8 protein-coding genes are annotated in these 13,344 nt (G+C 56.4%); 5 read left to right on the top strand and 3 right to left on the bottom strand.

Annotated elements, in window-relative coordinates; genetic code table 11:
• Window positions 1-43: 43 nt before the first annotated feature.
• Window positions 44-220, top strand: coding sequence for a DNA methyltransferase (locus tag G5C33_RS06385; protein WP_206518641.1), 177 nt, complete (start codon window positions 44-46; stop codon window positions 218-220).
• Between the two features lie 53 nt (window positions 221-273).
• On the opposite strand, the gene G5C33_RS06380 is transcribed toward G5C33_RS06385, so the two are convergent.
• On the bottom strand, window positions 274-648 hold the full coding sequence (locus G5C33_RS06380) for a hypothetical protein (RefSeq protein WP_165326448.1): 375 nt from the start codon (window positions 646-648) through the stop codon (window positions 274-276).
• A gap of 239 nt (window positions 649-887) precedes the next feature.
• On the opposite strand from G5C33_RS06380, the gene G5C33_RS06375 reads away from it, so the two are divergent.
• Complete coding sequence (locus tag G5C33_RS06375) at window positions 888-2,315, top strand: hypothetical protein (RefSeq protein ID WP_165326447.1); 1,428 nt, start codon at window positions 888-890, stop codon at window positions 2,313-2,315.
• Here the strand turns inward: G5C33_RS06375 and G5C33_RS06370 are convergent, their stop codons facing one another.
• Entirely contained in the window at window positions 2,316-5,006 is a 2,691-nt protein-coding gene (locus tag G5C33_RS06370) for a CHAT domain-containing protein (protein ID WP_165326446.1), read from the bottom strand.
• A 732-nt stretch (window positions 5,007-5,738) separates the two neighbouring features.
• On the opposite strand from G5C33_RS06370, the gene G5C33_RS06365 reads away from it, so the two are divergent.
• Both G5C33_RS06365 and G5C33_RS06360 read left to right on the top strand, forming a co-directional pair.
• The gene (locus tag G5C33_RS06365; protein WP_165326445.1) at window positions 5,739-5,984 is read left to right on the top strand and encodes an RHS repeat protein; all 246 of its coding nucleotides are present in this window, start codon (window positions 5,739-5,741) and stop codon (window positions 5,982-5,984) included.
• A 56-nt stretch (window positions 5,985-6,040) separates the two neighbouring features.
• A complete protein-coding gene (locus G5C33_RS06360) occupies window positions 6,041-10,345 on the top strand; it encodes an RHS repeat domain-containing protein (RefSeq protein ID WP_165326444.1) in 4,305 nt (1,434 codons plus the stop codon).
• A gap of 965 nt (window positions 10,346-11,310) precedes the next feature.
• On the opposite strand, the gene G5C33_RS06355 is transcribed toward G5C33_RS06360, so the two are convergent.
• Window positions 11,311-11,904 (bottom strand): hypothetical protein, encoded by a 594-nt coding sequence (locus tag G5C33_RS06355; protein WP_165325325.1) that lies wholly within the window; start codon window positions 11,902-11,904, stop codon window positions 11,311-11,313.
• On the opposite strand from G5C33_RS06355, the gene xerC reads away from it, so the two are divergent.
• Complete coding sequence (gene xerC / locus G5C33_RS06350) at window positions 11,867-12,817, top strand: site-specific tyrosine recombinase XerC (protein ID WP_266095915.1); 951 nt, start codon at window positions 11,867-11,869, stop codon at window positions 12,815-12,817. The two genes, G5C33_RS06355 and xerC, sit on opposite strands and share 38 nt — an antisense overlap.
• Window positions 12,818-13,344: the final 527 nt, after the last annotated feature.

Here is a 13,344-nt window from a genome sequence, read left to right as displayed (position 1 = left end):
GACTCTACTCAAAATCGGTCACATTTCAGGGGAGCACGTCACGTTGATCACCAGCCTGTGCCCCGAGGGCGGGCTCGTCCTCGACCCGTTCTGCGGCTCCGGTTCATCGCTCGTGGCGACTGATCGCGGCGCACGCGATTGGATCGGTATCGAGCTTGACCCCGCCCACCACCAGACCGCCAGCGATCGCTTGGCCAGAGAAATCAGGGAAGCCGCATAGGCTTCCCCCCACAAACAGAAAACGGGGCCGGATTTCTCCGACCCCGCTCACACCTATTTTCTCCGCTCCAGCACCTTATGAGCTTTGAGAAGCGAAGCGAGTACCAAGACTCGTTGCCGGGCCTCCTTTCGCAAACGGGGCGTTACGTTTTCAGGAACGTGCGTGCAGAAATCCCTGAACCAGTAATCGATACAGGGGGTTTCAAACACATCCATATTCAAGAAAACCTCTTCCCCATCCTTTTCGAAAATCGCCGGAATATCCCGGTAAAATTCAGTGATAAATGCGTGCCAGCTACGAAAGCCGACATCCAGACTCGCTGCATAATTACGTACATCCCGCAAATTATCCGAGTCGTTTATGTCTTCGTCGGTGACGACGGGAATGATGGCTTCTACATAGAATCCATACCTCAGATACTCATCCATTCTCTTTCTCCAAATTGTTGGAGAGAGAGCCGCGCGACTTGCTCCCACGGCGATTGAGCCGTGAGAACGTCCTAGAGCGGTGCGAAAGATGCGCATCCTCGCGCAAACCTCGTGCAGACATGCGAGTTTCTCTGCGAGATACTGGTGACAGTCCGCTCACAAGGCGTACAAGGCCATTGAACGCATGGGATAGACGAAAATTGCGCAGTTCCGCCCCACTTGAGACGCTCCGATATCGGATGCGTCAATGGCTGAAAAACGAGCAGGTGACCGTCAAGGAGTTGGTCATAGCAATGCTCGATGCTCCTCACGTAAAACTATCTTGGAAGAACGTTGACCTCGATCGAACAAGTGACAAATGGGATTCTGGTCAGACCATTACCGAGGAAAGTATCAGACGGTTTGTATCAGGCGAGAGCATTCCTCAGCGCGCACGACTAGACGCTATCTCCGACTTCCTTCTCGCTGAGGGATATTTGACTGAGTACGACCTCGGTGGCGGTACATCCGCATATGGGCAGATGGATCGCATCAGCCACAACCTTCTCCCCCAGATCGGCGCTTTCCTGAATGGGCTCAACCATGCCCAGTTCGTTCGTTTTCGAGATCGCAATAGTGGCGCGTGCCTGCGCTATCTCAAGCTACCAGATCGGGCAGCTACGAGCCCATTTGCTGAACTGCACGAAATCTCCTTCTCCCGTGGGAAGGATGAGGATCGCGAAGCATTCAGGAACCGCGTGACCGCAGGAAGGGCGTCTACTGCTCGATCATGGATAGGCCTGGTAGTTCCCGAGGGCGGCGACCTTGCCAGCATCGCGTTCGCTCCCGTCTCTCAGGATCAGAAAGGCCAGTTACCTGCGGCGCTGAAAAGAATAACTCGCACCGGCAAAGCGCTGCCGCTTTCATTAAAGCTTACCGGTTTTAACCAGAGCAATAATATACTTAGTAATAAAATAACAAAAGACTTGATAACTATTATAGAAAATAGTAATATTCTATTGAATGTTATGCGGGCATCTTCATCCTATGGTCAGCATAACGATGACATAGATATTGAGGAGATTGAAAGTGTACTTTCAAAATATGGCATGGAATCTGGAGTTGCAAAACAAATAGAATTAGATAGGGAATTGATCGCAGCGGCACTTGAATGGCATGAGGTTCGAATGCTCAAAGCCCTTTCCGAGGGCGCTAACCCAAATGCTGTAGATCCGAACACCGGAAAATCCGTCGCACATATTTGCGCAATTTCCGAGTATTATCACGGTCTCGCGCTTTTGTATCCAGCGGCTAAGCCGGTGGGATTTGGCATAAGCGACGAAGTTGTCATGCGAATGTGCGGCGCAGATCAGATTGGTGATCCGGCAGAAATTCAACGAAAGTGGCGGTCTGCAATCGCAGGTTTCAATCCGTTCGTGAAGGACCGTGATGGTAGGGTGCCATCGGCCTATCTGCCGCGCCCCTCAAAGGAGGCGCTTGATGACCAGTCCCTGAATCAGGCATGGGACCTGAATAGTAAATTCGAAACGCATACCCGTATCCTAATGGCGGAGCTTTTCGTTGCGGCCCAACGTGGCATCTCACAGGACGAATTTATGGCCGATTATGTCAGCAGCACCCTCGTTCCTGCGGCGGGCGGCGAGCCATATGAGTTCGGGAAAAGCTGACTACATGAACACGCTGAACGCATCTCGGTGTAATGGCATGGATGACAATAATTCGAAATTAGAAGCCTTGCCACTCTCCTTAGCCTCATCGCTCAAATTCTCGATTGGTACAGTTGGAAACGCGCTGCCGACTCCCGCCGTCGCAATATGGCGGCCGGAAGCGCCCTCGGCTTTTCTGAAGCTTTCTACAAAGGCGATCGGGTCGAAATCGTCGAAGCTGGGCAGAGCAAAAAGGCGCTCCAGAAGCGCGATAGCCGTTGCCGTGTAGATCGGCCAATGCGTCGCAATTACGCTGGCGGCTCCTGCGTCTAGAAAAGCCTCTGCTAGGCCTCTTCCTTCATAGGCGAAGTCGCCCGGGTCGGAAAGGCCACTTTCACAGCATGTGAGAATGACATGAACATCTCTCACAGCGACTGTGCTACGAATATCTGCTGCAGACCAGAGAGTGCCGTTCCCCAGAATGAGTCCCGATTGATCAATACCCTCGCGATTCCATTTAGCGTGACAGTAGAAAATAGCTACCGAATAGCCTTCTATCCTTGATAGCATTGTCGCAGACGTTACTGGTCCGCGTAACACGTCAATCCCATCTCTCCCGTCAACAAGCGCACCCCAATCAGGCTCAAGCAAATCACCGGTGGGGTTAGCCACCACCAGAACGCTATTCGCACATGTCGCCTTCTCACGAGACATGGGCAAGCGAGCCATGCTAGAGAAGCACGTCGGCCACGAAGCGCCATACTCTGTAAGATGTCCAAGATGCACCGGAACGAGGGTCATAAATCCTGGTGCCAGAACACGAACTCTCTTGCCCTCGACAATCTCGCACTTTTCTAAGTGTGTGGCTACATGTGAGAGAAAATGTTCATTGATAGCCCGCTCCGTAGCGTCAATGGTCGAATTGAAACGCGCGGCTGGCTCTGCAGAGGGATGCCCTTTCGAGTCGTTGATGGTGCTGACGAAGTTGGTGTAGCATTTTGTCCACCCGTCGGTCTCCTCACCAAGGAGATGCGCCCATTCTTGAAATGAAAGACCTTTCACGCAAACAGAGGAAAACTTGTGCCCAGTATCTGCGGGCCGGACAACAATCGTAAATGCACCGAATTCACAAATCCCAAATACAACAGCGGCCGCAACATCTCGCATAATCTGGGAGGCTATCTGCTGGGGTTCATACCCCTGGTAATTCATTGAAACACCACTCGTACGCAGATGTCGAACTAGCGCGTCATAAGCATCAACTAGGCGCTTCCAAGCCACCTCACTCTTGCCGGCGCGTAGTGAGCTCAGGTGATCGGCAGTGCCGAAGCGCGCTTCACGCTCTAGATAGTCGTGCAGTTCCTCCGCCTTGCGGTAGCGATCTAATAGGCGCTTAGCCTCGTCCCTTGAGACAGCTTCCAAACGGCCCAGCCAATCGTTTTCAGAGCCTCGTCTTATCGACCTGCCACCGGAAACTGCGGTGAAAGCCGCTTCGGCATCACTACGCATAAGGCAAGCAAAGGCAGTTAGATCGGCGAGACGGCCTACGCTGGAGGCAAACGCTCGTTCCGTAACGACACCTCTGTTCAGAAAATACGATTCTCTCGCAGCTGACAAATAGCGAAGTCCTGTATCTCCTGCTTTAGCCCAATCCCTTAACGCGCATGACATACGCACTATGTCATGGGCGTCAGATACAACCGCTCCCCATTCCCCGGCATTCTGCCGGTGATGAAGCACGTACTCCATATCCTGAATTGCTTGATCCACAAGTGAACGGCGATTGTCCGAACCCTTACTGCGAGCGAGCGCGAAAAGGACCTTCGCACGATCTCGAATTAGAACCCTCCTACGGGCACCACCCTGTTCGGTCATACTTTCAATGTGACGGTTGTATATTTCTAGCGCCTCGCGAAGAATATTGGCTCTTTCCTCCCCCGTGAGGAGGTTGCTTTGTTCCAACCTTTCGTCAAGACGCAGCAAGGCATCTCCCATTAGAAGGACGGTCCTTTCTCGCTGCTCAATAAAAAGAGGTCGGTTCTTTGCAAAGCCGGGAAAGACGTTGAACGTATTGAGTGCTTTCTGGGCGACGATAACGGCTTGGCGATAAACTGACGCTTCCATCTGCGTCGGGACTCGCTCACCAAGAGCGGCCAATGTCAGCAATTGGACAAAATATATCGGAAATAGGTTAAGTGGATCACTATCGCCAGATATTCCTTTGACCACTTTATCTATTTCTACTATAGTCGAAGCTAGATCCTCTAGTTCATCGCCATCATATTTCGATGAGAGCGTGGATAATTTCGACATCGCATACATTCCAACAAAGTTCGCCCTATCCTGCTCGTCACCTCGTTTGAGAATATTAACCTTCTCCTGATTTAGAATTCCAATCGCAGCAATCGCTTCGCGACGCCCTTCGGGATAGCTTAGGCGGCTCGCGCGCAACGTATGCATATGCGCTTTGATTTGGGCCAATTTAGAGCCGAATTTCGGATCGACTTCACGAAAGTGCTGAAACGCCGATTGGACTTCCAAAAGATACAGGTCCGTCACTGAAAGAAGAAGGTCATCCGGCATCGAATCAGCGTTACTTATCACCGAAATCCACTTAAATGAACGAAGGCGATGATATAGGGTCTTCGAAAATAGCTTTATGAACTTGCCAAACAAGTGAATAAGAGTGAATCGCCATCCCGATAATACCATTGACCTTCCTTCACGTGTTCATGAAGCTGTGCAAGAGACGCAATATGGGATCGGGAGAATAATTGTAAGTGCGCTCGTTGTGGTTAGAGGCCTTTGTGCAGATCACTCAAGCTGAATGCGAGATGTGCCTGTTAGGCTGACTGCGAGATGTGCCTGTTAGGCTGACTGCGAGATGTGCCTGTTAGGCTGACTGCGAGATGTGCCTGTTAGGCTGACTGCGAGATGTGCCTGTTAGGCTGACTGCGAGATGTGCCTGTTAGGCTGACTGCAAGATGTGCATGGTAATACCATGCATCTTGGCAAGGAGCACCCGCTGGCGCGTTCCCCGTTGCATCCCCTCCGGCCGTTGGCGCTCCGCTGCACCCATGATCTTCGGCTGAACCCTCATCAGATCAGGGGCAACTCCGCGCCATTCAATCCTATCGCCGATTGATCGCTTGTCAGAAAGAGCGTTCCTGCTCCTCCCGACACCCGCCATGACCAAAGGAGATTTCGCTCTCCCTTGGAACCCATCGCGCAGGGCTTGGAGATTCGCCGCTCCACCTGCACCGAACCATGCATAGGCCAAGGTACCCGTAAGCGATGCGATCGGGACAATCTTTCATGTCTTACTATTTCGCCGCGGCTATATGATCGTCGGCTTTCAAAAAATCCCGCCTTGTTCCTTGAACTGCGCTGCTCGATCGGTCACAGTCGCGAGAGTTTGATTCGTCGGCAAATGGGGAATTTGCGATGTTCAAAGTCAAGCTCGCGATATTTGGCGCTTTCTCTCTTGTCGGCGGTCTGGGCATTTCGCTTGCGAACAGTAGCGAAACCTTCGGCAATGACACATCCAACTTCACATATGACGCGCGTGGTCGGCTGATCGAGGTCGAGCATAGCGGCTCGGTCAACAACAATATGGTTGCCAATTACAGCTATGACGACGCGAACAATCGCGTGAACGTCACCGTTACGGGCGCGACCTCCCCTCCATGACCCTGTTCCGTTCGGCTTGCTGAGCCGATGTTCTGATCTGGTTTGGGGGGGCAACCATGCATTCATTTTCCGTTTTCGGCCGCGCTGCCGCGCGACATTCGATCCGCTTGTGCCTGATTGCATCCGTTGCGCTGCCGGCAATCGCCAAAGCGCAGGAATATGAGCCGCCGCCCTTGCCCCCGATCCGTCAGACCATCGATGCGAACGGCGTTGATCTGACCCGCGGCGTGTTGATCGCGCCGTCGCATTCCGTCTCGATCGGGCCTGCGGACGACCCGGCGCTGGTCTTCAGCCGAAGCGTGACGTCCGACCGACAATTTCGGGATTCCACCAGTGGTGTCATCTATTCGCCGGGAGGTCCGGTTACCGTCAGTATCGGCGGAGCAACCGAAACGTTCAGCCTGGATGCGGTAAGCGGCGAATATCTCTCCGATCAGCATACCGGCTCGACCTTGGAAAATGGTGTCTACACCAGAGCTGACGGAACAGTTGCGACCTTCGCGCAAGTCGCGACGCGTACCATGTATATTACCAACGGAAGTTCCATCCAGACGCTCACCCGGCCAAATGGCGAGAAGCTGACCTACCATTATCAGGTCGCGTCCACTTGCCTCAAAGGGTGGCCCGGCGACTGCCAGACCTATGTCACCATAGGTCGCTTGATCTCCGTGGAATCGAATCGCGGCTATCAGATGCGGATGACGTTCAACGAAGTCATCCCTCCCGATTCCCTGGAGGATTCGAATGCCTGGTTCGACGTCTCGAAGGTGACGCTGGTCAATACGACCGTCGATGGCTGCGATCCCGATTCACTCTATTGCACTTATTCGCAGAGCTGGCCGTCGCTCTCGATGTCCGGCGTTGAATCGTTCACCGACAGCCTGGGCAACGAAACGACCTACAGCTTCACTTCGGGGCGGCTGACCGGCATCAAACGTCCCGGCGCCAGCACCGATAATGTTACCATCAGCTATGACGGCAATGGCATGGTGGATTCGGTGGTACGCAACGGCGTTACGACGACCTACGATTATGCCGATGACACCGGCACCAATGAGAGGACGACCACCGTCAACGCTTCCGGCGACGAGAAGCGGATCGTCACGACCGACCTCGATTATATGCAGATCATTTCCGACGAGGACGCGCTCGGCAATGAGACCGGCTACAGCTATGACGCAACGACGCGCCTTCTGGAAACGGTAACCGCGCCGGAAGGCAACTCGGTCAGCTATGACTATGACAGTCGCGGCAATGTGACCGAAATAACCGTATCGCCCAAATCGGGTTCGACCCTTTCGGATATCGTCTTTCAGAGCAGCTACCCGGCGAGCAGCACGACCTATACCGATCAATGCGCGACGGCGAGCGCAGTGGTCTGCAACAAGCCGGTCTCCACCACCGATCCGCTCGGCAATGTCACCGACTACACCTATAACAGCAGTCACGGCGGCGTACTGACGGTTACGCGACCGGCAGCAGCATCGGGCGGAACGCGGCCCCAGACCCGCTACACCTATGGCAGCCATTATGCATGGTATCGCAATGCCTCAGGAACGCTGGTGCAGGCGCCAACGCCCGTGGTGCGGCTCGAGCGGGTGTCGGCCTGTGCTTCGGGATCGAGCTGTACGGGAAGCGCGGATGAAAGCGTGACCGAGTTCACCTATCAATCGGGTTCGGCCTCGACCGCGAGCAATATCCTGCTGACCGAGATGGAAAGTCGCGCGGGCGATGCCAGTGTCTCCTCGACGGTCAAGCCGTCCTATGACGCGGTCGGCAATATCGCCAGCGTCGATGGTCCGCTGTCGGGCACCGCCGATACGACCAGCTATCGCTATGATCTGGGCCGCCAGCTGCTGGGCGTCATCGCGCCCGATCCCGACGGCGCGGGGCCGCTGGTTCGGCAGGCGCTGCGGATGCACTATAATGATGACGGCCAGCGTACGGAAACCGAGCTCGGCACCGTTACGGGGACGAGCGACACCGATTGGAGCAACTTCGTCTCGCTCCAGCAAGCCACGTCAACCTATGACGCCGCGACCGCGCGCAAGACCCAGGATGCGGTGAGCGCCGATGGCACGACCTATCAGCTCGTCCAATATGGCTATGACAGCCGTGGACGGCTCGAATGTACCGCGTTGCGCATGAACGCCGCCGCCTGGGGATCGCAGACCGATGCGTGCGAAGCGAATACGGGTGGCAGCTTCGGGCCCGATCGTATCACCAGGACCGAATATGACGATAATGGCCGCGCGCTCGAAACGATCTCGGGCTATGACACCGGCGTTGCCGCGGTCGTTCAGGCGCTCACCTATACCGACAATGGACAAATCGAATCGCTTACCGATGGCGAGGGCAACAAGACCAGCTATAGCTATGATGGCGTCGACCGGCTCTCGCGTGTCTATTTCCCCGACACGACCCAGGGGGCGGGCACCAGTTCGAGCAGTGATCACATTCGTTATGACTATGACGCCAACGGCAATATCGTGCAGCTGCGTACGCGCGCGGCTCAGAACATCTATTTCTATTATGATGACCTGAACCGCCTTTACCGGAAGAATATTCCCGGGCCGGACGATTATTACGGTTACGATCTGCTCGGGCGGCTGTTGTACGCGCGCCACGGCTCCACCACCGGCACGGGCATCAGCCATGACTGGGATGCGCTCGGGCGCGTGACCGCGACGAGCAATGACATGAGCGGCACGGCGCGCACCTTGAGCTATCAATATGATGCGGCGGGCAACCGCACGCAGCTGACCTATCCCGACAGTGCCTTCGTCGCCTATGAATATGACGTGTTGAGCCGGGTCACGCGCATCAAGCGCGGCGGCAATGTGCTTTCGGACATCAGCTATGACGATCTCGGCCGCCGGACACTGGAGGAGCGGCGTGGCGACGCGGATCTGGTCTATGGCTATGACGATGTCTCGCGCCTTGCGAGCCTGGAGTTCGATCTGTCGGGCACGGCCTCGGACCTGACGACGACCTTCGCCTACAATCCGGCGAACCAGGTGATGTCACAGGATCGCAGCAACGACGCCTATGCGTTCACCGGCTACGACAACGGCAGCCAGGGCTATGTGGCCAACGGCCTCAATCAATATTCGAGTGTCGCCGGGACTGCGTTCAGCTATGACGGGAACGGCAATCTCACGAGCGACGGCGGCACGACCTATGGCTATGACGTGCAGAACCGGCTGACGAGCGCCTCGGGCAGCCACAGCGCGAGCCTGTCCTATGATCCGCTTGGGCGGCTGTGGGAAAGCGCCGACCCCTCGGTATCGGGCAGCGCGACCGAATATCTCTACGATGGCGACCGGCTGATCATGGAATATGACGGCTCGGGCGCGATCCTGCGGCGCTATGTGTTCGATCCGGGCCGGGTGGACGCGCCGATCGCCTGGTATGAAGGCTCGGGGGTCTCGCTATCCTATATGCGCAACCTGATGCCCGATCGGCTGGGGTCGATCACGGCGGTGACCGACAGCGACGGCACGCTGCTCTCTGCCAACAGCTATGACGCCTGGGGTAATCCCGGGGCGGGGAATATCGGGCGGTTCCAATATACCGGCCAGGCGTGGCTCGAAGACCTCGATATCTACTATTACAAGGCCCGGATGTACGCGCCCGAGCTGGGCAGGTTCCTGCAGACCGATCCCATCGGTTATGCCGATGGTCCTAATATCTACGGCTATGTTGGCAATGATCCGGTTAATCGAATTGACCCCACCGGCCTTGCATGCGTAATAAGGGAATCCACCCTCAGGGAGTACTACTTGCTCCCGGATGGTAGTACAGTCTCTAAAGTAATTAATGTTTGGATCGAGCCCCTTTTCGATTGCGTAGCAGAGATAGTTGTACGCACAACCCCTTGGCCTGGACACAATCCATTGGCTGGCGGTGGTGGTTCGCGTTCTGTGCCAAGGCCGCGGCCGCAAAATGATCCTGTTCCGTGCGATAGCGACCTCACTTCGTACTTAGGTTCCGCTACAGCTGTCTTAGATGGCTTCGCGCTTGGAGCGGACGTTGTGGCGGTTGGTGCCGCAGGTGTCGCCGTCGCGACTGCGCCGACGGTCGTAGGTGGGATATCTGCCGCTGGTGTTGCAGCGGGCGCCAGAGTAGCATCGGCAGGAGCCAGTGTTATCAGTGCAGGTATCAAGCTCTATCAGGGAGATACTCAAGGGGCCATCGCTTCGGGGATTGGTGCTTTAGTAGGAGGCGGAGCAAGCGTGGGCTCACGGATAGCCGTCCGGATTGGTGCTGGAACGAGCAGAGGAGCTTCTGACGTTATCGGCGAGGGAGTCGGGCTTGTTGCTTCAAATGGCGCCGAGGCTGCGGCTTGTAGGGTTCGGTAATGGACAGCCTTGCAGCCCTCATTGGCGTGACAGCGCTAGTTTTTATCGCGCTGAAGTTCACTTTCTGGGCGAACGCCCTCATCCTTCTCTCGTTAATGCAGAGGCGCATAAGAAAAAAGTTTTGGAGGTTTTCTCTAATAGAAGTAGCAATAGGATTGATATCATCGATGTCATTTTCCTATGGCATCATTATGAATGACAATCGCCTTTTGGTCGCGATAATCTTTACGGTCTCAACTTTGGGCTACCTTGCGTATTCGATCAGACGCGTATGGCGACTTTCGGAGAAGCGTGAGAATCCATGACCCACCCTTGCCGCAAAAGGAGGAGGACTCGGTTGGTGCCTGTCTGTTGGGTGCGGTAAAGGACAACGGCGTGAGCTTTGCCCTGAACGCCGGGAGTGCCGCGGTATCGGCTACGCCGCTCGGCACAGCTGGAAAAGCGCTAGTTGGTCTGGCAACTAGTTCTGGCGGCTTGGTAAACAGCGCAATTCAAACTGACGCCGTTGGCGCGGGCTCATCGACGCTTGCATATGGCCTTTCTGCTGCGAGCCCAGAAGCAGCCCGTGTCGGGGCACAACCTGGAACATCGCTTGGGAGACGTTTTGCGCGCGCGGTGCCGGGCGTAGGAATGTTTCTGGCAATCGGTGGTGCAATCAACGATGTGAGAAAGGGCTACGAGCAATACCGCGATTGCCGCAGCAACGCACAATGAACACCATCAACAGGTGGATGGAGAAGCGTTTGACGGCAGTAGTTTGGGTAATGGCGGCAGCGCTTCCATTAGCCATCCTCGTCGGCGTTCTGCGCGACTTCCACTGGGGCTATCTGACATACTGCGTACAAGGCGTTTTAATCTTCTTATGGCATACTTTGCATGATGGTGAGCCGAGGCGGAGATTGCACTTTGGACTTGTGATTATCGCTATAGTCCACTTGGTCATGATCTTGGCAGTTGGAGAGCGGTTAAGGGAATACTCTAGCTTTGCAATTACCGTGATTTTTTTGATCGATTATGCCGCTTGCACGTGGGCTATCGGAAGCTTTCTTACTTTCGATGAGGACGGAGAATCGCTTGGCGATACTCGGAGCTCTTCTAGGTAAGAGCAATCCGTCCATGACCAAACATTCGTTATTGCGAATGATATGAATGTCCCTCCTTGAACGCCCCGGCATCTTCACCGGATCGGCATCGTGCATTGTGGAATCTGGCGAGCACACCGGACGCAGCGCCTGCCGCATGGAGAATGGTGCAAGATCAGCGGGTTGATTGCCATTTTGCGGGAGTGCATCGACCGATTTGCGGGCAAATCGCGATTTGGATGTGCCAATCGTGTGCAAGTCGTCGGGTTGCAAAGTGCTGTAACAGCGGGTGAAATCTCCCAACTGCCCCCGCCTTGCGCCTGTGCCTGACGATTTGCGCTGGCTGGCGATCGATGCGGCGGGAGGGAGGCTGCTTTTGCGCCCGGTTCCGCCTGAGGTTGCGGCCCGCTCCATGCGATCGAGGGGCTGGAAACCGGCATTGGACGGACCGGCGCAATCACCGGTCAGGCCGTTCATCGCCTGGTGCGCGGAGCGCGGACTGACCCGCCCGCAGGAGATCACCAAGCCGATCCTGGAGCGCTATCAGCGCCACCTGTTCCTCTATCGCAAGCCCAATGGCGAGCCCTTATCGACCCGCAGCCAGCATGTGCGCACCACTCCGATCAAGGCGCTGTTCAAGTGGCTCGCGCGCGGCAATCACATCCTCTACAATCCGGCGAGCGAGCTGGACCTGCCGCGCATGGAAAAGCGCCTGCCGCGCCATGTGCTCTCCGCCCGCGAGGCCGAGCTGGTCCTCGCGCAGCCTGACACCGGCACGCCGATCGGCCTGCGCGACCGGGCGATCCTGGAGACGTTCTACTCGACCGGCATCCGCCGCATGGAGCTGGTGAACCTGGGCCTGACCGATATCGACTCCGACCGGGGCACGCTGCTGGTGCGCCAAGGCAAGGGTCGCAAGGACCGGATGATCCCGATCGGCGCGCGGGCGCTCCAGTGGATCGACAAATACCGTGAGGACGTGCGGCCCGACTTCGCGTTCGGGGACGATGACGGCACGCTGTTCCTGACCACGGCGGGCGAGGCGTTCGCGGCCAACCGCATGACTCAGCTCGTGCGCAATTACGTCGCCGCCGCCGATATCGGCAAGACCGGCTCGTGCCACCTCTTGCGCCACACCATGGCGACGCTGATGCTCGAAGGCGGGGCCGAGATCCGGTTCATCCAGGCCATGCTCGGCCATGCCGAACTCTCCACCACCCAGATCTATACCCAGGTCAGCATCCGCATGCTCAAACAGATCCACACCGCCACCCATCCGGGGCGGCCGATCGGTAAGCGCGGACGCGCCGGCAGCTCGGCCGACGATGCCGGCGATGCTCGCGCCGCGCTGCTCGCCCGACTCGACGAAGAGGCGGCTGAGGAAGACTGACCTCCCAAAGCTGGCGCATCGAGCGCCTGCGCGCTATCCCTGCTCCCATGACCACCGGGCACGCCCTTGCGATCAAGCCGCGCCGCATCCTGGCGACGGCTCCCGCGCGCCGGAAAACCGCCTCTGGGGGTCTGAGGCCCGTCCCCCATCGCCGTCTCAGCCGCTGGCGCCTGCAAGACGCTGGTGCGTCGGGGAAAACGCAGCGAGCTACGATCCTTGGCGTCGGGTTCCTCACTTGCCGCAAAAGGAAAGGCCGTGTCCTGCAAGTGGCGTTGTAACTGTTGGCGGGGCATTGGATTACGTCACTCCGATCGGAGGAGGTAGTCTTGGCGGAGGATTTGCCGTCGATAATTGGCTGGATACGGAGCTTTACGGAAATGCTGCCGGTGGTGCCGGAGTCAACATTGGGGCAGGTATTGAAGTTGGATACTACCCCGGGGGTCAGCAGTCTCTGATTGGGCCATTCACAGAGTTCGAAGCAAACTTTATCGTTGTTGATATCGGAGTGGTAGTTAATGGCGAAGGAT

It is taken from the genome of Sphingosinithalassobacter tenebrarum (genome assembly GCF_011057975.1).
In the GTDB taxonomy this organism is placed as follows: Bacteria; Pseudomonadota; Alphaproteobacteria; order Sphingomonadales; family Sphingomonadaceae; genus Sphingomonas; species Sphingomonas tenebrarum.
This window is presented reverse-complemented; position numbering and strand designations above follow the sequence as displayed.

What these genes read in the sequence shown, in the direction of transcription:
- G5C33_RS06375 (WP_165326447.1), top strand. Translation starts at nt 888, where the DNA reads ATGCGTCAATGGCTGAAAAACGAGCAGGTGACCGTCAAGGAGTTGGTC.
- G5C33_RS06355 (WP_165325325.1), bottom strand. Translation starts at nt 11,904, where the DNA reads ATGAACGGCCTGACCGGTGATTGCGCCGGTCCGTCCAATGCCGGTTTC.
- G5C33_RS06365 (WP_165326445.1), top strand. Translation starts at nt 5,739, where the DNA reads ATGTTCAAAGTCAAGCTCGCGATATTTGGCGCTTTCTCTCTTGTCGGC.
- G5C33_RS06360 (WP_165326444.1), top strand. Translation starts at nt 6,041, where the DNA reads ATGCATTCATTTTCCGTTTTCGGCCGCGCTGCCGCGCGACATTCGATC.
- G5C33_RS06370 (WP_165326446.1), bottom strand. Translation starts at nt 5,006, where the DNA reads ATGGTATTATCGGGATGGCGATTCACTCTTATTCACTTGTTTGGCAAG.
- G5C33_RS06380 (WP_165326448.1), bottom strand. Translation starts at nt 648, where the DNA reads ATGGATGAGTATCTGAGGTATGGATTCTATGTAGAAGCCATCATTCCC.